15 protein-coding genes are annotated in these 20,022 nt (G+C 72.7%); 5 read left to right on the top strand and 10 right to left on the bottom strand.

Annotation, left to right across the window (positions count from 1 at the left end; translation table 11 throughout):
• The first annotated feature begins 219 nt into the window (after nucleotides 1-219).
• Nucleotides 220-1,200, top strand: coding sequence for a small ribosomal subunit Rsm22 family protein (locus tag QQ657_RS36275; RefSeq protein WP_284746835.1), 981 nt, complete (start codon nucleotides 220-222; stop codon nucleotides 1,198-1,200).
• Nucleotides 1,201-1,204: 4 nt separating this feature from the next.
• Here the strand turns inward: QQ657_RS36275 and QQ657_RS36270 are convergent, their stop codons facing one another.
• Nucleotides 1,205-2,041 (bottom strand): maleylpyruvate isomerase N-terminal domain-containing protein, encoded by an 837-nt coding sequence (locus QQ657_RS36270; RefSeq protein ID WP_284746834.1) that lies wholly within the window; start codon nucleotides 2,039-2,041, stop codon nucleotides 1,205-1,207.
• A gap of 64 nt (nucleotides 2,042-2,105) precedes the next feature.
• Between QQ657_RS36270 and QQ657_RS36265 the strand changes: the two genes are divergently transcribed.
• Nucleotides 2,106-3,437 (top strand): sensor histidine kinase, encoded by a 1,332-nt coding sequence (locus tag QQ657_RS36265; RefSeq protein WP_284746833.1) that lies wholly within the window; start codon nucleotides 2,106-2,108, stop codon nucleotides 3,435-3,437.
• Nucleotides 3,438-3,493: 56 nt separating this feature from the next.
• Nucleotides 3,494-4,816: a DUF2079 domain-containing protein gene (locus tag QQ657_RS36260; protein ID WP_284746832.1), complete on the top strand. Its 1,323-nt coding sequence runs from the start codon at nucleotides 3,494-3,496 to the stop codon at nucleotides 4,814-4,816.
• A gap of 131 nt (nucleotides 4,817-4,947) precedes the next feature.
• On the opposite strand, the gene QQ657_RS36255 is transcribed toward QQ657_RS36260, so the two are convergent.
• The 6 genes from QQ657_RS36255 to QQ657_RS36230 all read right to left on the bottom strand — a co-directional run bounded on the left by QQ657_RS36255 (nucleotide 4,948) and on the right by QQ657_RS36230 (nucleotide 11,700).
• Nucleotides 4,948-5,544 (bottom strand): DUF4232 domain-containing protein, encoded by a 597-nt coding sequence (locus QQ657_RS36255; protein WP_284746831.1) that lies wholly within the window; start codon nucleotides 5,542-5,544, stop codon nucleotides 4,948-4,950.
• Between the two features lie 26 nt (nucleotides 5,545-5,570).
• The gene (locus QQ657_RS36250; protein ID WP_284746830.1) at nucleotides 5,571-6,059 is read right to left on the bottom strand and encodes a DUF4232 domain-containing protein; all 489 of its coding nucleotides are present in this window, start codon (nucleotides 6,057-6,059) and stop codon (nucleotides 5,571-5,573) included.
• Nucleotides 6,060-6,190: 131 nt separating this feature from the next.
• Nucleotides 6,191-8,707 carry a CHAT domain-containing protein gene (locus tag QQ657_RS36245; RefSeq protein WP_284746829.1) on the bottom strand — a complete coding sequence of 839 codons (2,517 nt, stop codon included), beginning with the start codon at nucleotides 8,705-8,707 and terminating at the stop codon, nucleotides 6,191-6,193.
• A gap of 316 nt (nucleotides 8,708-9,023) precedes the next feature.
• Nucleotides 9,024-9,509 carry a hypothetical protein gene (locus tag QQ657_RS36240; RefSeq protein ID WP_284746828.1) on the bottom strand — a complete coding sequence of 162 codons (486 nt, stop codon included), beginning with the start codon at nucleotides 9,507-9,509 and terminating at the stop codon, nucleotides 9,024-9,026.
• The gene (locus tag QQ657_RS36235; protein ID WP_350310734.1) at nucleotides 9,506-10,081 is read right to left on the bottom strand and encodes an RNA polymerase sigma factor; all 576 of its coding nucleotides are present in this window, start codon (nucleotides 10,079-10,081) and stop codon (nucleotides 9,506-9,508) included. Before QQ657_RS36235 ends, QQ657_RS36240 begins: the two co-directional genes overlap by 4 nt.
• Nucleotides 10,078-11,700 carry a S8 family serine peptidase gene (locus QQ657_RS36230; RefSeq protein WP_284746826.1) on the bottom strand — a complete coding sequence of 541 codons (1,623 nt, stop codon included), beginning with the start codon at nucleotides 11,698-11,700 and terminating at the stop codon, nucleotides 10,078-10,080. Before QQ657_RS36230 ends, QQ657_RS36235 begins: the two co-directional genes overlap by 4 nt.
• 183 nt (nucleotides 11,701-11,883) lie before the next feature.
• Between QQ657_RS36230 and QQ657_RS36225 the strand changes: the two genes are divergently transcribed.
• Nucleotides 11,884-15,066, top strand: a complete 3,183-nt coding sequence (locus tag QQ657_RS36225; RefSeq protein ID WP_284746825.1) for a SpvB/TcaC N-terminal domain-containing protein — start codon at nucleotides 11,884-11,886, stop codon at nucleotides 15,064-15,066.
• Here the strand turns inward: QQ657_RS36225 and QQ657_RS36220 are convergent.
• Nucleotides 15,044-15,412: a VOC family protein gene (locus QQ657_RS36220; RefSeq protein WP_284746824.1), complete on the bottom strand. Its 369-nt coding sequence runs from the start codon at nucleotides 15,410-15,412 to the stop codon at nucleotides 15,044-15,046. The two genes, QQ657_RS36225 and QQ657_RS36220, sit on opposite strands and share 23 nt — an antisense overlap.
• 80 nt (nucleotides 15,413-15,492) lie before the next feature.
• Nucleotides 15,493-16,374, bottom strand: coding sequence for a sigma-70 family RNA polymerase sigma factor (locus tag QQ657_RS36215; RefSeq protein WP_284746823.1), 882 nt, complete (start codon nucleotides 16,372-16,374; stop codon nucleotides 15,493-15,495).
• Between the two features lie 151 nt (nucleotides 16,375-16,525).
• Between QQ657_RS36215 and QQ657_RS36210 the strand changes: the two genes are divergently transcribed.
• Nucleotides 16,526-19,339 carry an alpha-L-fucosidase gene (locus QQ657_RS36210; RefSeq protein WP_284746822.1) on the top strand — a complete coding sequence of 938 codons (2,814 nt, stop codon included), beginning with the start codon at nucleotides 16,526-16,528 and terminating at the stop codon, nucleotides 19,337-19,339.
• Here QQ657_RS36210 and QQ657_RS36205 read toward each other — a convergent pair.
• Nucleotides 19,328-19,948 (bottom strand): hypothetical protein, encoded by a 621-nt coding sequence (locus QQ657_RS36205; RefSeq protein WP_284746821.1) that lies wholly within the window; start codon nucleotides 19,946-19,948, stop codon nucleotides 19,328-19,330. The two genes, QQ657_RS36210 and QQ657_RS36205, sit on opposite strands and share 12 nt — an antisense overlap.
• Between the last annotated feature and the right edge of the window lie 74 nt (nucleotides 19,949-20,022).

Genomic DNA, 20,022 nt, shown 5'->3' with positions numbered 1-20,022 from the left:
TCTCGGTCGGTCCTGCCCACGCGTCGAACGGCCCCGCCGTGAATCGACAGCTTCGGCGAAAAAGTTTTCGCGCCCGGAAACTAGCAGCTCAGGGTCGTGTCGGCGGGGCAATTCGGACAGGGGGTATCGGTGTGGCGGGGGGGGGGGGCCCCGCCGCCCCCCCCCCCCCCCCCCCCCCCCCACGCCCGGCCCTGGTGCGGCCCCGGCTAACCTGCCGTCGTGGCGGTACTCCCCGACGACCTCTCCTCCGCGCTCGACGACGAGCTGGCCCGGCACCCCGTGCCGCGGCTCGCGCAGTCCGTCGACCGGCTCAGCACGCGCTACCGCCAGGGTGACGCGGCGACCTCGCCCATCCTCAGCTCCGAAGCCGACGTCGCCGCGTACGCCGGTTACCGGATGCCGGCCACCTACGCCGCCGTACACGCTGTGCTCGCCGAAGCCGCTTCGCGTGCTCCCGGCTTCGAGCCGCGGACGCAGGTCGACGTCGGTGGCGGCACCGGGGCCGCGGTCTGGGCGGCCGCGGCCGTGTGGCCGTCGCTGGCTCGCTGCACCGTCCTGGAGCAGGTCGCCGGGGCCATCGGGCTCGGCAAGCGGCTCGCCGCCGGGGCCACGAACGCCGCCGTCCGGGACGCCGAGTGGCGGCGCGGGTTCGTCGACCCGGCCGCGCCCGCGCCGGAAGCCGACCTCGTCACGCTCTCCTACGTGCTCGGCGAACTGCCGGACGCCACCCGCGCCGACGTCGTCCGCTGGCTGGCGGCGAAAGCCGGGACGGTCGCGCTGGTCGAACCGGGCACCCCCGCGGGCTACGAACGGATCCGCGCCGCCCGGGCGCTGCTGGTCGAGCTGGGTCTGCACGTCGTCGCGCCGTGCCCGCACGACGCCGCCTGCCCGATCGTGCCCGGCGAGGACTGGTGCCACTTCGCCGCGCGGCTCCCGCGGTCGGGCCTGCACCGGCGGCTCAAGGCGGGGACGCTCGGGTTCGAGGACGAGAAGTTCGCGTACGTCGTCGCGTCGCGATCGGCGCCGGAGCGGCCGGACGCGCGGATCATCCGGCACCCGAAGAAGCACAAGGGGTGGGTCGCGCTCGACCTGTGTACGACGGACGGCTTGAAGCCGGGCGTGGCAGTCTCGAAGAAGCAAGGCCCGCGCTACCGCGCGGCGCGGGAGGCCGAATGGGGCGACGGCTGGTCGGCGAACTGACTCGCTAGGGCATCCGCACGGTCCGCAGGAACGCCGGGAGCAGCCACGGCCGCGGCCCGCCGATCCGGACGCCGCCGCTCAAAACCGCCCGTGCGCGGGAAATGCGGCCGAACATCATCGGTACCAGCACCGCCGGGTCGAACCTGAGCCGTACGTCCGCCGTGCCGTCCGGTTCCTCGAAACGCAACTGCCCGTGCCGCAGAGCCAGCACCGCCGGGCGAGTGTGCGCCGAACGGAACTCGACCGCGATGCGGCGTGGGGACGGTTTCGCGTCGTCGAGGAGGCGGCCCATGTCGTTGCGGACCATGCCGAACAGGAACAGCTCCAGGAACAGCGCCTCGTGCGCCGCCGGGATGGGCCATGGGCGACGGGTCGCGCGGGCGATGTCGAGGCCGTGCAGCAGCATTTCGTTCACCAGGTGGGCGAGCACGCCGGCGACCGGCACGCGCGAACCGCCCAGCCACCACACCGGCTTCTCCGGGTCCAGGTCCGCGCTGACCAGCAGCACCTCGGCGATGTCCGCGCGCAGCCGCTCGGCCAGCCGGGCCGGGTCGCGTTCCGGGTAAAGCTCCAGCGCTAGGGCGTTCATGTCCGAGATCGTGTCGACGCTGGCCGTGCCGATCGGGTCCTTCAGGCCCGGCAGCGGCAGCGGACCGCCGTCGCCGCGGATCATCGACGTGTACATCAGCGCGATCATCCCGACGTGCGACGCCGTCTCGGCGATCGACCACTCGCCGAGCGACGTCGTGTCCCCGTGCGGCACGCCGGCCACCAGGTCCGCGAACCGGGCGCCGGTCTCCGGCAGCGCGGCGCGCACCGCCTCCCACCTCTCGAGCGTCATGGCTATCGACGGTAGGAGCCAGGACGGCTTCCCGGGTCTCCGAAGGTGCGGTTATCTTCTGCTCATGATCCGGCTCCTGCCCCGGTCGACCCGGTGGCGGGTCGCCCTCTTCGCCGCGCTCGCCGCGGCACTCGTCCTCGGCCTCGGGGCGTACTGGTTCGTGTCCACGCTGCAAAGCCCTCTCGAAAACAACGCCAGGGCCCGGGCGAGCGACAAGGTCGACACGCTGCTCGCCCTGCTGAACTCGGGGGTCGCCCCGGCCGACGTGCCGCAGCGGTACGCCAAGGGCGGCGGGTACATGATCAGCCGGCAGGCGGCCGACTGCTCGATCGGCCGGGCGAAGCAGTTCCCCGACGACGAGCCGGTCCGGGTGTACGCGCCGGACTGCGTCATCGTCCAGCCGTTCGGCCAGGACGAACAGCTCTACAGCACCGCGCGGACGAAAGACCGCCGTTACGCGGTCCTGGCGGCGGAGAAGGTCGACCCCGTCGGCCTCGAAACCTTGGCCACCGCGGAACGGATCCTCTGGGGCGGGGTGCCCGCGGCCGCGCTGCTCGTCGGCGGCGTCGCCTGGTTCGCGGTGCGGCGGTCGCTGCGCGCGGTGGGCGGCATCCGCGCCGAGGTCGACGGCGTGCGCGCGGGCGACCTCGGGCGCCGCGTCCCCGTGCCGGACTCCGGTGACGAGATCACCGAGCTCGCCGTGACGATGAACGAGATGCTGGCCCGGCTCGACAGCTCGGTGCGGCGGCAGAGCCAGTTCACCGCGGACGCCTCGCACGAGCTGCGCACGCCGCTCGCGTCGCTGCGCACCCAGCTCGAGGTGCAGCTCGCCCACCCCGACCGGCTCGACTGGCGCCGCAGCTGCGAAAACGCCGTGCTCGACGTGACGCGGATGGAGACGCTGGCCGCGGACCTGCTGCTGCTCAGCAAGCTGGACGCGGACCAGCCCGCCGGGACCGGACCGGTGGCGCTGGCGGACCTGGTGACCACGCACGTCGCCGCGCGGGTCGCCCACGACGGCGTCGAGATCGAAACGGATCTCGAAGCGACGCCGGTGGTGCGAGGCCACGCGGGACGGCTGGAACGCGTGCTGCGCAACCTCGTCGACAACGCCGAACGCCACGCGAAGAGCCGGGTGACGATCACGCTCACCGCGTCCGGCGGCGAGAGCGTGCTCACGGTCGAGGACGACGGGCCCGGCATCCCGGCCGGGCAGCGCGAACGCGTCTTCGACCGGTTCGTGCGGCTCGACGAGGACCGCGCCCGCGAAGACGACGGCGGCTCCGGGCTGGGCCTGGCGATCGCCGCGGAGATCGCGCACACGCACGGCGGCACCCTGCGCGTCGCCGACAGCACGTCCGGCGCGCGGCTGGAGCTGCGTCTTCCGCTTGCCTGAAGACGTCTTCAGCTCGCTTAAGCTCCGGTTCAGCGTGGCCCCAAGAGCATCCCGCCATGCTGATCGACCTCGCGCCGGCTCCGGCGCGCACGCGCGAAACCCGCGCGATCCCCTATCTCGTCGCCGCGGTCGCCTTCGCCGGGTATTCCGCCTGGTCGCTGCAGCGGCTGAGGACGTTCGACGCGAGCGGGTTCGACCTGGGGATCTTCGAGCAGGCGGTGCGGTCCTACGCGCACGGCCACTGGCCCGTGTCGGACCTGCTCGGCCCCGGCGCGCCGACGCTCGGCGACCACTTCCACCCGATCCTGGCGCTGCTGGCGCCGTTCTACCTGCTGTGGCCGTCGCCGGCATGCCTGCTGGTCGCGCAGGCCTTCCTGTTCGCGCTCTCCGCGGTGCCCGTGACGCGCTGCGCTTCCCGCGTGCTGGGTGCCCGCCGGGGCGTGGTCGTGTCCGCGGGGTACGTGCTGTCGTGGGGGCTGCTGTCCGCCGTGAACTTCGACTTCCACGAGGTCTGCTTCGCCGTCCCGATGGTGGCGTTCGCCGCGGAGCACCTGCTGCGCGAACGGTGGCGGGCGGCGGTGTGGTGCGCGTTGCCGCTGGTGCTGGTCAAGGAGGACCTGCCGCTGACGCTCGCCGCGGTGGGCGTGGTCCTGGTGTTCAAGGGGCAGCGCCGGCTCGGCTGGGCGGTGGCCGGCTTCGGCGTCGCGACGTCGGTTCTGCTGGTGACGGTCGTGCTGCCGGCGCTGAACCCGGCCGGCGCGTACGCGCACAGCGGTGGCTTGAACCCCTTCGGCGGGTCGATCGTCAAAGTGTCGATGCTGCTGGCCCTGGTGGTGCCGACGGCGTTCGCGGCGCTGCGATCGCCGGTGCTGCTGCTCGCGGTGCCGACGCTGCTGTGGCGGCTGGTCTCGGCGAACGACCGCTACTGGGGCATGGGCTACCACTACAGCGCGGTCCTGATGCCGATCGTGTTCCTCGCGGCGGCCGACGGCGTCCGGAGGTTCGACCGGCAGTGGCTCTTCCCGGCGTGCGCGCTCGTGGCCGGGCTGGCGTCGCTGGGCTTGCAGGTGGCGCATCTGACGGACGGCGTCTGGACGCCGTCGCAGCGGGCCGGCATCGACACGGTCCTGGCCCGCATTCCGGACGACGCGACGGTGATGGCGTCCAACCGGCTGGCCCCGCGGCTGACGTCGCGCTGCATGGTGCTGTTCTTCGACGGCGCGTCGAAGGAACGGCCCGAGTGGGTGGCGGTGGCGAAGCCGGAACAGTCCTGGCCGACGACGTTGGCCACGAAGGGGCTCGCTTTGGAGGAGCTGAAGAGCACGGGATACCTGCGCGTCGCGGAGACGGACTCCGTCGTGCTGCTCCACCGTGGGTAGAGACACCGCAGCGGTAACCGGCCAGTCGGGGGGCGTGCCGGCCGGTTACCGCCGCACCGAGAAAGAGGGAGCCACACGCCAGGAATGACGCGTGGCCCCCTGCTTCACCCGATCGAGTGACGAGGCGGTTTTCAGGCCGGGTCGGCCAGGATGCCGTTCACGTACGAGCCCGGGTGGGTCGCCGCGTCCTGGCGGAGCACCGGGAGGTCCGACGGCCACTTCGCCGTCAGCGCCGATGTCTGGCCCGGCGGGATCGTGTTCAGCTTCGTCGGCGTCCACGCCGGCTCACCGGCCGCCGGCTTCACGACCGTGATCGTCGCCGACGCCGTCGTGCCCGCGGGCACCTCGTTGTACTTCACGCCGTTGTCGACGCGCGGCAGGTGGTAGACCGGGCCGAACGTCGCGTCGTCCGGGCCGACCAGGTCGACGCCCGGGACGCCATACAACCCGCACGTGTGGTCCGTCGTGTTGCGGTACGTCAGCGGGATGTCGAACTGGCCCGGCGCGTCGTTCTTCTCGGCCGGCTTGCCCAGCAGGACCTCCAGGTCGGCCGTCGTGCACCGCGGCGTCCGGGAGGACGCCGTCGCCACCCCGCCACCGGATGCCCCCTGAGCGGCAGGCGCGGCCGCAACCGGACCAGCCGGCGCCTGAGCCGCCGTCGAAGTCCCGCACGCCGCCAGCGCGAAGGCCCCCGCCACCGTGCCGATCCCCATCAAGATGCGCTTCATGACATTCCTCCCTGTGTCGGAAAAGCTCAGCTGCTGACCGGCGTGACCTGCACGGTGTCGCCCTTCAGCGGCGCCCCCGCCGGCCACTCGACGCTCACCGGCTGCCCGTACGGCCCGGTCGGCAGGTCGAACGTCACCACGGTCGGCGAGACGGCCGCCGCCGCCGAGCGCTGCACGATCCGCGACACCGCCGGGTGACCCTCGCGCAGGTTCACCGGCACGGACTCGCTCCCGTCCGGGGTCGCGGTGACCGGCAGCCGCTGCCCGCCGGCGATGAAGGTCAACGCCGTCGGCGCGCCCTCGAGCTTGCAGTTCGTCGTCGGCGAGGCCGCGGTGTAGGTGAGGACGTAAGCCTCGTGCCCGGCGGCGTGAGACGGGTCGGGCGCCACGGTCACGTGGACGTCCGACGCCCCGCACGGCGTGTCGCTCGGCATGGCGTTCGCGGCCCCGGCCGCCAGGAACAGCCCGCCGGCCGCCAGACCCCCGACGATCAGCGCGGTACCGGTTCGCTTCATGGTCATCCTCCCTCGTTCCGTGATCAACTGGACTCACAGGGAGAGATGCCCGGCGGCCACCCGGGGATGCGCCGCGATGGGGTCGATCACCCGAAAGCAACCTCGGGGACGGCCGGACGTCGGAACAAACGTCAGCTACGGCCGAAGCAGACGAACGGCATCAGCGGTTCCGCCTGGGCCGCGTCGGCCAGGGCACGCGCAGGGGGCGTGCCCGCCGAGAGCGCCCGGTGGTAGGCCAGCATCACGCCGCCGGCCGTCCGGTCGTCGACGCGCGCCACGCTCGAGACGACCGTCCGGCTGCCGCCGTAGAGCAACGCCGCCGTGAAGCCGAGGACCTCGTCGCCGTCGCGGACCACCGCCTGGCCGACGTCGCACGACGACAGCACCACCTGCTCGGGCGCGGTCGAAAGCTGCTGGACGTCGTAGGCCATCAGCGGCCCGTCGGCCAGGTTCAGCCGGGAGAACAGCACGTTCTCCTGTTCGTGGTGGCCGTGCGCGGCGAAGTGCGCGAGGCGGCAGCCGTCGAACGCCTTGAGCGTCGCCGCGACCGTCGCGTCCGGCCCGGTCAGCACCTCGGCCTCCGGGTAGAGCGGCGCCAGCAGGGAGACCTCGGTTTCCGCGTGGGTCAGGTCCGAGCCCGCCACCAGCAGCGGCGCCCCGGCCGCGCGGCGCGGACGGCGGCCCGCGTCGAGCCAGGCCGACGACGACGGCGTGACCGTCACCGGGCGCCCGCGCAACGTCGGCAGCAGGCCCCACGGGATCGCCGAAAGCGCGCCCGTCGGCACGACGACGACGTCGAGGTCGCCGAGCCGGGAAGCCAGCGGCGCCAGCAGGATCCCGTCCAGCGCGGTGACCTGCGTCCGCACCGACCGGCGGATGACCTGGTCGAGCTGCGGCGGCAGCTGGCGCCCGCACAACGCGTCGAGGTCGCTGTGCAGCCGCGCGACCGGTTCGGCGACGGCCGACGCCGGGCCGAGCTCGATCAGCGCGACCCGGTGGTTCGAGATCACCTGCGCGCACAACGCGCCGTGGTCGGCGAGGAAGCAGACCATCGCGCTGCCGGTCTCGGCGAGCTCGTCGCCGACCTCGCGCAGCTGCGCCTCCGGGTGGTCGACGGCGGTGCCCTCGGCCTGCCAGCCTTTGGCGCGGATCTCGCGTTCCAGTGCGGCGCACCGCTTCACGGCCTGGGTGTCCGGCTTCCCGGACAGCTCGCCCGCGCGGATCTGCATCGAGAGGTACCGCAGCTCGGCGACGGCGTCGACGGTTTCCGGGTGCGCGGGCGGGCGCACCGGCCGGAACCGGAACGCCTGTGCGCGCGAACGGTCGAGCCACCGGAAGACGACGCCGGGCGAGCGCTGGGCCAGCGCGGCGGCGAGGCCGGCGTCGGCGAGCTCCTTGCCGAGCGACGTCGTCGCGGTCTGCAGGTCGATGCTGCCGAACCGGCCGCGGTGGCGCTCCAGCTGCGTCAGCCCGGCGCGCGCGTTGGCGAAGGTGATGCGCCGGTCTCCGCTGGCGGCGCCGAGTTCGGCCAGCGCGAGCCGCCGGACCAGGCGGTTTTCCAGTGGCGCGGCCCGGCGGTCGCGCGGGGCGATGCCGGCGCGGGCGCCGTCGAGGTCGCCCAGGGCGATGCGGGCGCGGGCGGCGAGCAGCGCGGCGATCTCGGCGTCGTTGCGCAGGCCCAATCCGGTGAGCCGGTCGGCCAGCGCGGTCGCCTCGGTGGCGACGCGGGCGATCCGCCGTCCGGCCGCGAAGTCCGCGCGCAGCACGGTCAGCTGCGCGACCGCCGCCCAGGTTTCGTTGCCGCGACGGCGAAAGCGGCGTTCGGCGCGACCGGCCCAGCTCCGCGCGGCCGACGCGTGCCCGCTCGCCAGCGCGGCCAGGGCGCGGGTCAGCTCGGCTTCGGCGTGTTCCTGGTTCATCCGCAGCCGCGGGAACTGCTCCAGCGCCGCGTCGAGTTCGGCGGCGGCTTCCTGCGGCACCCCGGCCGCGAGCAGCGCGCGGGCCTTGTCGACGGCCAGCACCGGCAGCATCCCGACGCTCTGTTCGGCGTAGAACCCGCTCGCCGCGTCGAAGTCCCGCAGGGCGCCCGGGATGTCGCCGGTGAGCACGCGCGCCTGGCCGCGTCCGTGCGCCGCCTTGGCGAAAATCCGCTCCAGGCCTTCTTCCGAGGCCTGACCGGCGCCGATCTGCTCGCACTGGTCGAGGTCGGCGAGCGCGAGCCGGACGCGCCCGGCGTACTGGTGCAGCATCGCGCGGTTGAGCAGCGTCCGGGCGAGCACGACGAACTCGCCGGCTTGGCGCAGCAGGGGGATCGCCTCGTCGAAGCACCGCAGTGCTTCGTCCATCCGGCCGATCAGGATGAAGACGAGACCCCGTTGCTGACGCAGGATCCCGCGCCCGGCGTCGGACACGAGGACGTCGGCTTCGTCGAGCAGCGCGAGCCCGCGGGTGCTGTTGCCCAACGCGGTTTCGACCGCGGCGTACGTGCCGAGCACGCGCGTGGCGAGGTCCGGCCAGGACGGCCATTCCGGCGGCGGCTGCTTCGCGGGCAGGCCGAGAAGCCGCGCGGCGGACCGGATCAGGCGGCCGCCGACCACGGGCTGGCCGTTGTTGGTCGCCGCGACCGCACGCCGATGCAGGTCGCGCACCCGGTCTTCCGCCCTCGGCGACGCGACCACAGGCTGCCCTTCCGGCCGGGGCCGTCCCCCTCGGCCGAGAAGGACGTCCCGGATCGTACCTCCGGGCCCGGGTGGTCCGGGAGCTCTTGCCGGAACGGCGGATTTTCACGTCAGGGCGCGGTATCCGGTGTGCAGCCGATGCGATGGGCCCGGCAAAGCCGGGTTCCCGGCGGGTGCCTTCGGCGGGCGCGGGTCGGTGGCCTCGCCCGCGGTTGTCTTGAATGAGTCATTCAGGTCTTGGGAGGTCCTGAATGACTCATTCAAGACGTTTCCCCGGGGAACCGCGTCAGAGTTCGATGGCCGGGGTGCTCACCGTCCTGGCCCGGCCCAGGGTCCGCACCAGCACCTGCACCATCCCGTGCGGCACGGCGCTGACCGCGAACCGCCCCTCGGCGTCCGATGTGGTCGCCAAGGGGCCGTTCGCGGTGCGGACCTCGATCGGGTGCTCCGCCGGCGGGGTCAGCCACCCGTCCAGGCGGATCGTCCCCCCGGGCTCGGGGCTCACGTTCACCATGATCGTCAGGCTCTCGCTGTCGAACGTGATGAGCCGGCCCTGTTCCGCCGCGCTCCGCGTGACCGCGAGTCCCTCCTGTTCCCGGATGCGCATCACTTCCAGGTCGACGTCCTCCAGCTGGATCGCGAAGCGGATCTGCTCCACCAGCGTCGGAGGCATCGGGTCGGCGTCTTCCCACAGTTCGCGCAATCCGGTCAGCAGCCGGAAGTCGAGCGCGTCCAGCGGCTCGTTCGCGCCGGGTGGTTCGACGGTGGTCACAGCCAATCTCCTTCGCCGTTGGCGAGTAGCTGCTCGCGCAGGCGCGCGAGGCAACGTCCCCTGGTCGGGCCGATACTCCCCCTCGGCATTCCCAGCCGGGCGCCCACTTCGGCGTAGTCCGGCCGGTGCACGAACGCCACGATCCGCAGCAAGCTGCGGCAGCGTTCGGGCAATGCGTCGACCGCACGCCACAAACGAGCGCGCTGGTCGTCGCGCAGCACCCCCTCCTCGGGTGCCGGTGACGCTTCGGACAGCCGCTCCGGAAGCTCCGGAAGCGGCCGCTCCACCTGGCGCTTTTCCCCAGCCCGCCAGGCTTCCCGCTTGGTCACGGTGATCAGCCAGCCGGTCAGCGCGACCGGCGAGCGGATCTCCGCGAACGAACCGAGCAGGCGCAGCCACGTCGTCTGCACGACGTCGGCGGCCTGATCGGCGTCCAGACCCTGGTCACGCGCGACCTGCCAGAGCAGCGGCGTGAGCAGGGAAACCAGTTCGTCCAGCGCCGCGCGGTCGCCCTCCCGCGCGGCGTCGAACAGTGCCGCTACCCGGCTGTGGTCGGTCTTGGCCACGGTCACAGCGAGCCCAGCGCGGTCCAAGCGCGCTTGACGACGGTGTCGCGGTCGACGGTGGCCAGGTCACCGGACTGGAACAGGGCCTTGGCGAGCTCGGCGGCGGCGAGCGGCGCGGCGAACGACGTCCCGTCCCACACCGCGAAGCCGGCGCTGTAGTCGTCCGGGTCGAAGGAGTTGCGGCCGGGCAGCTCGTGGTCGGCGGCCGCGCTGCCGCGGACGTCGGTCGGGTACGTGCTGACGACGCCGGCGCCGGTCGCCCAGCACCGCACCCACGGGCCCTCGTTGGAGAACAGCGCCTTGCTGGTGCCGACGTCGGGGTTGAGCGCGCCGACGCTGATCACCTGCGGGCCGCAGCCGCCGCCGAGCGGCTGGTCGGCGAACGCCGCCGGGTAGAAGCGGCGGGTGGTGGCGTCGTTGCCCGCGGCCGCGACGACGAGCACGCCGAGGCCGAGCAGGTCCGCGATCGCCGCGCCGAACTGGCCGGTGAAGGCGACGTCCGCCGGGTCTTCGACGTAGTAGCCCATCGAGATCGAGACGACGTCGACCATGTCCTGGGGCCGGTTGTTCGCCTGCGCGTTGCGGACGCGGTCGGCGAGCAGGTGCAGCGCCAGCAGCACGTCGCCCTCGTACGCGACGCCGTCGCTGTGCACGACGCGGATCGCGAGGGTGTCGGCTTCGGGGCAGGCCTGCCGGATGATGCCGGCGATGAACAGGCCGTGCCCGGTGTCGGTGTCGACGTCGCCGATCAGCGGCTGGCCGGTCGTCGGCGCGTCCCAGTAGTCGGTGAGCAGCTGGGTCGGCAGCGTGGTGCCCGAGTCCTGCTCGGCCTGCAGGATCGCGGCCTGGATGCCGGGTGCGACGGCGAGGCCGGAGCCGGCGGGCGGCGGGCCGGTGCGGTCGGCCAGCCCGAACCAGCGGTGCGGGCCGATACCGGTGTCGAGCACGGCGACGACCGGCCGCCGGTGCGCGGGCTTCTTGCTGCGGTAGGGCGGGTCCGCGGCGAGCGTCACCGGGATCCGGTTGGCCCCGTGGGTGCGCCCGTACGAGCTGCCCGCGCCGAACCCGCTGGTCTCCCACGGCGTGCCGCCGAGACCGCTGGTCTCCCACGGCACCCCGCCGAACACTGGTGAGGTGAAGAGCAGGTGCTCGACGGAGATCCGCCGGACGATCTCCGGGTCGATCTCGGGCTTCTCGCCCGAAGCGGCCGACCGCAGCAGCTGCAGGGCCTTCCAGCAGTCGACGACGACGGGGTCGGAGTCCTCGCGGACGTGCAGCAGGGCGCGGACGGGCAGGTCGTCGAGCTGCCGGACGCGGCCGTACCCCGAGCTGTCGCCGCCGCGGTCGGCCGGTTCGGCGTAGATGCCGATGCGGCCGAGCACGCGGTTGATCGCGGCCAGGGACTCCTGGTCGCGCAGGTACCGGTTGGGGAGCAGGAAGGTGCCCGGCCGGTAGACGGTGGTGCGCGGGACCGGCTGCCCGGCGGCGACGACCGCCGTCGCCGGGTCGAGCACCCGCGCGCCGTGCCGGTCGAGCAACTGCCTGGGCGGGGTCGGGAGCTCGTTGAGCGTGCTCGCGTCCTCCGCCGCTTCCGCGATCTCGTCCCGCACGAACTTGACGACCATCGGGTCCACCCTCCGCCATTGATCACTGATGGCACCCGGGAAAGACCGGTGAGCCGCCACCGGGATACGACACTGACATCACGAATGGGTAACGAGCACGGCAAACGGGTGACGACGTATCTGGCGGGCCCGCCTCACCCACTTGGCCGTCCGGAAGTCACGGATCGAGTCGGGGAGATCAGCATGGTTCCGCTCCGGGTGAGCGCGCAGGAGGCAGGCCGGCCCGCGCCGGTGCGGGGGCTGGGTGGCGTGTTCACCCCGGAACCCGCGACCGGCGGGGGCAGCTTCACGGTGCCGCTCGACCTGCCCCCGGGTCCCGGCGGCGTCGCGCCCGCACTGGCGCTGCGCTACACCACCGCCGCGGCGAACGGCGCCTTCGGCGGCGGGTTCGCGTTGCCGCTGCCGCACGTCCGGCTGGCCGGCGGCCACCCGCGTGCCGGCGCCGAGGGCCGGCTCGCCCGCCGCGGCGACGGCTTCGTGCTGACCACCCGGTCGGGTGTCCGGCACGTCCTCGGGACGACCGACGGCGGCCGGGCCGCCGGGTCCGCCTGGTACCTCGAACGGACCGAGGACGCGTTCGGCAACACCGCGGCGTTCGGCTGGGTCCACCACAGCGGCCAGGCGTACCTCGCGAACGTGTCCTACGGACCGTACGAAGTGGACTTCACGTACGAGCCGCGGCCGGACGTCCTGCGCTGGGGCCGCAGCGGCACCCTCGTGACGACGGCGCTGCGGTGCGCCCGGGTCGACCTGCGGGTGCCCGAGGACGCGCGGCCGCTCGTCCGGCGGTGGCGCTTCGGCTACGACGAAGACGACTTCACCGGCGCGTCCCTGCTGACCTCGGTCGTGCTCACCGGGTTCGACGCGCACGGCGCCGAGGCGGCCGCGCCGGCGCTGCGGCTGGCGTACGCCCGCACGGAACCGCCGGCGCCGCAACGAGTCCAGGTCGCCGCGAAGACCCGGACCGGCGGCGGCGTGCTGCTGCTCGACGACGTCGTGTCCTACTTCTCCCTGGAGCCCGCCGACTTCCCGCGCACCGGGCGGCTGAGCGAGATCGACAACGGGATCGGGCTGCACACGGCGGTCGAGTACGCGACCGTCGAGTCGCTCCCGGTCGTCCGGCGCGTCACGCGGCGCGAAACGGCGACCGGGCAGACGGGCGTGACCGAGTTCGAGTACCACGACCGGCGGACCGCCGGGTTCGGCCGCGTAGTCCAGGACGAGCTCGGCGACGAGTACGCGCCCACGCTGCGGACCGTGCGCTGGTTCGGCGAGGGCGGCTTGCTCGACAAGGAAGAGACCTACGGCCTCGACGGTTCCGCCGAGGCGGACCGGCCCTACCGCCGGGTGGAGCACGCCCGCCGTCCGAAGTGGACGCGTTCGGTCGTGACGGTGTTCGAGCGCCGGGAACGGCCGATGTCGGTCACCACGACGGAGACGGCCTTCGACACCACCGGCAACCCGGTCCGGGAGGTGGAGACCACCAAGCGGCCCGGCCGCGAGCCGGCGGTCCGCGAGACCCGCACGACGTACGCGACCGCCCCCGAACGCCGCTTCGTCGCCCTGCCCGCCCGCGTGCGCGAGCTGGACGGCGGCGGGAAAGTGCGGTCCGACCAGGTGTTCCGCTACGACGAGCGGCCCGACGGCAGCGCCGGGACCCACGGCCTGCTCACCGCGCGGGAGGAGCTGGTGCTCACCGACGCGCTCGTCGCCGACGTCTACGGCCCGATCCTGCCGGACTTCCGCCACCACGGCTACCACCGCCGCCCCGGCGAGGACGGCTGGTGGACGACGACGTTCCACGGGCGGCTCGACACGGTCGCCGGGCTGCGCACCACCACGACCGGGCCGCACGGCCACACGCACGAGGTGCGCTACTCCGCCGACCGGTGCTTCCCCGAGATCGCCTCGGACCCGCTCGGGAACGTGACGTCGACGCGCTACGACGTCCGCACGGCGCGCGTGTGCGAGGTGACCGACCCGGCGGGCGCGGTCACGACGGTGACCCTCGACCCGCTGGGGCGTCCCGAAACCGTGGTGCGGCCGGGCGACTCGGCGGAGCTGCCGACCGTCCGGTACCGCTACGACGGCACGCGGGTCACCACCGAGCAGCGGGCGGTGTCCGGCGAGGCGGAGGTGATCGTGACGTCGGAGCTGCGCGACGGCGCGGACCGGCTGCTGCAGCGCCGGCACGCCGAGCTGCTCGGCGACGTCGTCGACGAGCACCACGAGTACTGCGCGCGCGGCCTGGTGTGCCGGACGAGCCGCGGGTTCCGCGACGGGCACCCGCCGGTCGCGGCGGAGGAGTTCCGCTACGACGCGCTCGGCCGCTTGCTGGACGGCACGGCGCAGGAAAGCCATGAAGGGCACCCTCATGGCTCTTATGTCCATGAGGGTGCCCTTCATGGCGTGCGGGACCTGCTCGGCCGGGAGCTGCGGGATGCCCAGGGGGTGGTGCACGCCCGCGACGCGGCCGGCAACGCGGTCGAGACGCGGACCGGCGGCCACACGGTTTACCGCGTGCACGACGCGGCCGACCGGGTGGTCGCGCTGCTGGTCGACGACCCGGGCGGCACCCCGGTCACGACGTTCACCTACCACGACGGCGGGCTCCCGGTGCCGCTCGAAGCGGGGCCGCACAGCTGCGGGCGGCTGGTGCGCGTCGCCGACGAATCCGGCGTGACGCTGTTCGGCTACGACGCGCTCGGCCACCCGGTCGAGCGGCGCTGGCGGCCGGCACACGTCGCCGTCGAGTACCGGCTGGACGTCGTGCGCCGCGCGGACGGCCGGCTGTCCGAAGTGGTCTACCCCGACGCGGGCGACGGGCGGCTGGCCGTCCACCACCAGTACGACGAGGTCGGGCGGCTGGTGTGCGTGCCCGGGTTCGTCGACGAGGTCCGGTACGACCTGCACGGCCGCCGTGCCGAGGTGCACTACGCGAACGGCGTCAGCGAGCACTTCTCGCCGAAGCACGTCATCACGGGCCCGGGTGGCTGGCTGCACGAGGTCGCGCTCGGCGCCGCCGGCGAACCGCGGTCGGGCAGCGAGATCCACGACGCGTTCGGCCGCCTGCGCGGAGTCCACGGCGACGACGGGGTCAACGCGCTGTACGGCTACGACCACACGGGCCGCCGCGTCCGCACGCTCGTCACCAACGGCACGCACATCCACGAGGTCCTGAGCCCGGACGACCTGTACGCGGTGGAGGACGGCGAGCTGGTGGTCGTGGTGGCAGGCACGGTCCGCAGTTATGCGGACGGCCGCCGCCACTACCTCCACTTCGACGCGGCCGACGGCATCGCACTGGTCACCGACGAGTCCGGCGAGGTGGTCGACGAGACGATCAGCCGCGGTCGTGGAGAGTGATCCGGTAGCCGTCGGGGTCGGCGAAGGTGAACGTCCGGCCGAAGGGGCCGTCGATCGGCGCGGAGACGATGGGGTGGCCGTCGGCGGCGAGAGCGTCGTGAATGGCCTGGACGTCGGTGGCGTGGAGCCAGATCGCGGCACCGATGCCGGGCTGGGCGACGGAGGCGAGATCGGTGCCGGGAAGGACGTCGCGGAGGGCGAACGCGATCGGCTTCGTCTCGAAGACGACGGCGTGCGGCGGTCCGGCCGGCGAGCGGACGAGACCGAGGTACTGCTCGTAGAAAGCCTGCGAAGCGTCGAGGTCGCGCGCTTGGAGCGAGAGGAAGTCGGGGCCGGTGGCGGGCATGGTGGTACTCCTTTTCTACATGTCAGGTTCCTGACATCAATCACTGTATGTCAGGAACCTGACATGCGTCAAGGCACCCGTCAGTCGAGCACCGCCAGGTCCAGCCGGCCGAGGCGGTCGGGGTCGGCGAGGATGTCGATCTCGACGATCCGCCCGCCCGCCACCGTGAAGCCCAGCACCGAGAACGGCCGGCCGTCGCGAGTGCCGACCACGCCCGCCGCTCCGTTGACCAGGGCCCGGCGAACGACGCCGCCGCCCGCGCCGAGCCGGGAGAACGTCAGCGCCTGGTTCGCCACCGCCGCCGGGCCGCGCACCTCGATCGAGCCGCCCAGTGCCGCGCCGCGGTCGGCGCGCAGCACGACCTCCGGATCGAGGACCGAGACCAGTGCGTCGAAGTCGCCGCCGCGGGCCGCCGCCAGGAAGGCGTCGACGACTTCGCGCTGCCGGGACAGGTCCGGGTCCGGGGCGACCGGGGCGCCCTGGACCCGCCGCCGGGCGCGGCTCGCCAGCTGCCGGGTCGCCGCTTCGGACCGGCCGACGATCGACGCGATCTCCTCGAACGGCATCGCGAACATGTCCCGCAGCACGAACGCCAGCCGCTCGCCCGGGGTGAGCGTGTCGAGCACGACCAGCAGCGCGAGGCCGACCGAGTCCGCCATCAGCGCCTCGTGCTCGGGCCCGGCGTCGTCACGGCTGATGATCGGGTCGGGCACCAGGACGTCCCACGGCTCCTCGCGCCGGGCCTTGCGCGAGCGCAGCATGTCGAGGCAGACGCGGCCGACGACCGTCGTCAGCCAGCCGCCCAGGTTCTCGACGGCCGCCGAGTCGCTCCGGCTCAGCCGCAGCCACGACTCCTGGACGGCGTCCTCGGCCTCGCTCAGCGAACCGAGCATCCGGTAGGCGACCGACCGCAGGTGGTCTCGATGGGTTTCGAAGCTGCGGGCCAGCAGATCGTCGTTCACGGGCTCGTCCTTTCGCGTACGTCACCACCTTGACGTATGCCACGGCCACGATGTGACAGATCGGACGATTGCATCCCGCTCAGCGGCATCTCCCCTTGACGTACGATATATGACCACATAATCATCGGACCTCTCCGACGAAGGAGTGGCCATGAGAGTCCGAGCCTGCCTCGCCGCGGTCATCATGTTGCTGGCGAGCCTGGTCACCCCCGCGAACGCCGAGCTCTTCAACCCGCGCCAGGACTGGCTGCGGGCTTCGACGGCCGGGTTGTTCCTGCACTGGGGCATGTTCACCGCGCCGCGGCACACCGACTGCGCCGCCTGGGAGCACGACGTCACCGCCGGCGGCTGGACCCCGGACTACTGGATCGACGAAGCGACGAAGCTCGGCGCGTCCTACGTCGTCCTCACCACCTTCCACAGCCGGCTGGGCTACGCGCGGCCGTGGCCGTCGAAGGTCCCGGGGAGCTGCTCGACCCAGCGCGACTTCCTCGGCGAGCTGATCGCCGCGGGCAAGGCCAAGGGCGTCCGCGTGATGCTCTACATGACCGACGATCCCCAATGGCACAACGAAACCGGCCACGAGTCGCTCGACTCGGCCGCCTATTCGGCGTACAAGGGCCACCCGGTCGACCTGACGACGCGCCCGGGCTTCGGCGAGTTCAGCTACGACCTGTTCGACGAGGTCATGGACCGCTACGCCGACCTCGCCGGCTTCTGGATCGACAACGACAACGAGTACTGGGAGCAGCACGGGCTCTACGAACACATCCGCGACAAGCGGCCGTCCTGGTTGCTGAGCAACAACAACGAGGACACGCCGATCATGGACACGGTCAGCAACGAGCAGAAGACCGGCATGACGCCGTCCTACGACTACCCGCAGGCGATCTACACGCCGATGCCGCGGCTCACCGAGGCCGACTACAAGCTGCCGACCAACGGCGACTGGTGGTACAGCGGCGGCGACCAGGCCGTCGACTTCCGGCTCTCGACCGGCCGTTACATCACGAACGCGGGTTCGTCGATCAAGTCGCTGATGGCCGAAACCGCCATGCTGAACGGGAAGTTCCCGCCGCAGCAGGAGGCGTTCAACAACTTCATGGCGTCCTGGACGCAGCCGATCAAGGAGTCCTTGCTCGGCACCGAAGGCGGCGGCTACCTGTACGGCGGCCTGCAACCCGGCTTCTGGAACGACGGCGCGCACGGCGTCATCACCGTCAAGCCCGGCGCGAAGACGCAGTACGTGCACGTCGTCACGCGGCCGTCGACGAACCTGGTCCGCCTGCGCGACAACGGCTACCGCGTCACCGGCGTGTCCGATGTGCGCACCGGAAAGCCGATGAAGTTCGCGCAGTCCGGCGGCTATCTGTCCATTATGGACATCAAGGACTGGGACACCTACGACACGGTGTTCGAAGTGGACACCGCCGGGCAGCAGTACTTCTACGACAAGAGCACGATCAAGGCGACCGCGTCGACCTCGGCACCCGGGCACCCGGCGGCGAACCTCACCGACGGCAGCTACCTGGACTACTGGGACGCGGGCGGGCAGCAACCGGTGTCCGTGACGCTCGACCTCGGCAAGAAGCGCTCGACGGCCTACCTGGCGGTGCACGAGCGCGAGTCGTCGCCGACGGCCGCCCGCGAGTCCTTCGGCCGCGCCGAGGATTCCGCGCGGATCAAGGACTACCGCGTCTACGCCAGTGACGACGGGAAGAACTGGGGCACACCGGTCCGCACCGGCGCCCTGCCGAGCACCCGCGGCGTGCAGTTCGTCGACGTCGGCGAGGTGCACGCGCGGTACCTCAAGCTCGAGGTGCTGAACACGTGGTCCGGCCCGCAGGCCAAGCCGTTCTTCCACCAGCTCGCCCTCGACGAGATCGACGTCGCCTACGGCTACCCCGATCCGCACGGCGAGCTGCCCCTCGAAGCGGAGTCCCCCCGCAACGGCTTCGAGGGCAAGGCATCGCCGGTGTGGTGCGAAGCGTGCTCGGGCACGGCCGCCGTCACCGGGCTCGACCGCGGCGCGGTCACCTTCCGCGGCGTCCAGGCCGCAGGCCCCTCGCGGCTGCAGCTCGACACGACCGGCCCCGGCACGCTCGCGGTGAGCGTCAACGGCGCCGCGCCGATCACCGTCAGCGCCCCGGCGGCGATCGCCGCGCCGCTGAAAGCCGGCGCCAACACGATCAAGGTCTCCGGCACCACCGGCCTCGACCGGATCGCGGTGGCGCCACTGCCACCCGAGTCGTCCACCCCGAAGACGACGCTGACCGTGGAACCCGCGGGGGTGCAATGGGTTTCGCCGGGCCAGCAGGCTTTGCGGATCACCGCGTCCCTGCGGCTCGACGTCGACGACCCGGTCGACCAGGTGTCGCTGGCCCCGGTCGTCCCCGCGGGCTGGACCCTCCAGGGTGCCCCGGTGACCGCGTCGCACCTGGGGCTCGGTCAGGTCCTGAGTGGATCGTGGACCGTGACGGCCCCGGCCGCCCAGGACGTCACCATCCCGGTGACGGCGTCGTTCACGACGCTCGGCCGCGCGAAGTCGGTGAGCAAGCCGGTGCAGGTGAAGCCGCGCCCGGCCGACCGGGTGTTCATGCGCGAAGCGGAGGACTCGGCCAACGACATCGGCGACGCCGGTGTCACGAGCTGCTCGCCGTGCTCGGGCGGGCAGAAGGTGCGCAACATCGGCGGCAGTGCGGGCGCGGCGGTCACGTTCCCGGGCGTGACGGTGGCCTCGGCCGGGCAGTACTCGCTCTACCTCGACTTCACCGTCAACGGCGACCGGTCGTACTTCGTGTCGGTGAACGGCGGCACGCCGGTGGAGGTCAAGGTCAGCGGCGTCGGCAACAGCACCCCGTACACCACTTCGGTGCCGGTGACGCTGAACGCGGGCGCCAACACGATCCGGATCGGCAACGACCGGGCGGGCGCTCCGGATCTGGACCGGATTTCACTGGGTTAGCTCGCGCAGCACTCGGGCCGCGTCGATGTCGACGGCGCGGCCCGGATCCCCGCCCGCCGCGCTCCAGGCGACGGACACCCACAGCTCGGCGTAGTCCCCGCGCTCGACCGCGGGCAGCTGCCAGGTGAGCCGCGCGCCGTCGAGTTCGACGGCGCCGGCCAGCCGCCCCGACCAGTACGGCGGCACGTGCCGCCCTTCGTCGCAACAGCGGCGCAGCACTTCGGCGCCGGGACCGCCGACGCACACCGTGGACTCGGCGGTCTCGACGGTGAAGACGCCGTCGTCGCCGGTGACCTCCGCCGGCGGATCGGCGAGCTCGGCCTGGACGACGAACTCGCTGAGCGGTTCCCTGGCCAGCACCCGGAAGATCGCCGTCTCCCGGGTGACGCCGGGCTGCTCGGGCGTGGTGGCCCCGGCGAGCACGTCGAGCCGCACGGACCGGTGCCGCCACCGGCACAGCCGCGCCTCGGAGCCGAGGCCCCAGGTGTGTTCGGGTTTCGCGGGCACGTCCCAGCCACCGATGCGGACGGCGAACCGCACGTCACCGAGCGGGGTGACGACGTCGAGCGCCCGTGGCGGTGTCCGCGACAGCACTTCGGTGTCCAGCATGCAGACATCCTTACCCCGTCCCGGGACACGCGAAAATGTACCGCGCGAACGTCACCCGTCCGTGGAAGATCGTT

This window comes from Amycolatopsis ponsaeliensis (assembly GCF_030182635.1).
In the GTDB taxonomy this organism is placed as follows: domain Bacteria; phylum Actinomycetota; class Actinomycetes; order Mycobacteriales; family Pseudonocardiaceae; genus Amycolatopsis; species Amycolatopsis ponsaeliensis.
Note: the sequence above shows the minus strand (reverse complement) of the source record. Positions and strands in the feature narration are given on the sequence as shown.

Bases quoted from the DNA above. Each gene is read 5' to 3' on its own strand.
- QQ657_RS36260 (WP_284746832.1), top strand. From the start codon at position 3,494: ATGCTGATCGACCTCGCGCCGGCTCCGGCGCGCACGCGCGAAACCCGC.
- QQ657_RS36225 (WP_284746825.1), top strand. From the start codon at position 11,884: ATGGTTCCGCTCCGGGTGAGCGCGCAGGAGGCAGGCCGGCCCGCGCCG.
- QQ657_RS36220 (WP_284746824.1), bottom strand. From the start codon at position 15,412: ATGCCCGCCACCGGCCCCGACTTCCTCTCGCTCCAAGCGCGCGACCTC.
- QQ657_RS36205 (WP_284746821.1), bottom strand. From the start codon at position 19,948: ATGCTGGACACCGAAGTGCTGTCGCGGACACCGCCACGGGCGCTCGAC.
- QQ657_RS36230 (WP_284746826.1), bottom strand. From the start codon at position 11,700: ATGGTCGTCAAGTTCGTGCGGGACGAGATCGCGGAAGCGGCGGAGGAC.
- QQ657_RS36250 (WP_284746830.1), bottom strand. From the start codon at position 6,059: ATGAAGCGAACCGGTACCGCGCTGATCGTCGGGGGTCTGGCGGCCGGC.
- QQ657_RS36265 (WP_284746833.1), top strand. From the start codon at position 2,106: ATGATCCGGCTCCTGCCCCGGTCGACCCGGTGGCGGGTCGCCCTCTTC.
- QQ657_RS36255 (WP_284746831.1), bottom strand. From the start codon at position 5,544: ATGAAGCGCATCTTGATGGGGATCGGCACGGTGGCGGGGGCCTTCGCG.
- QQ657_RS36270 (WP_284746834.1), bottom strand. From the start codon at position 2,041: ATGACGCTCGAGAGGTGGGAGGCGGTGCGCGCCGCGCTGCCGGAGACC.
- QQ657_RS36210 (WP_284746822.1), top strand. From the start codon at position 16,526: ATGAGAGTCCGAGCCTGCCTCGCCGCGGTCATCATGTTGCTGGCGAGC.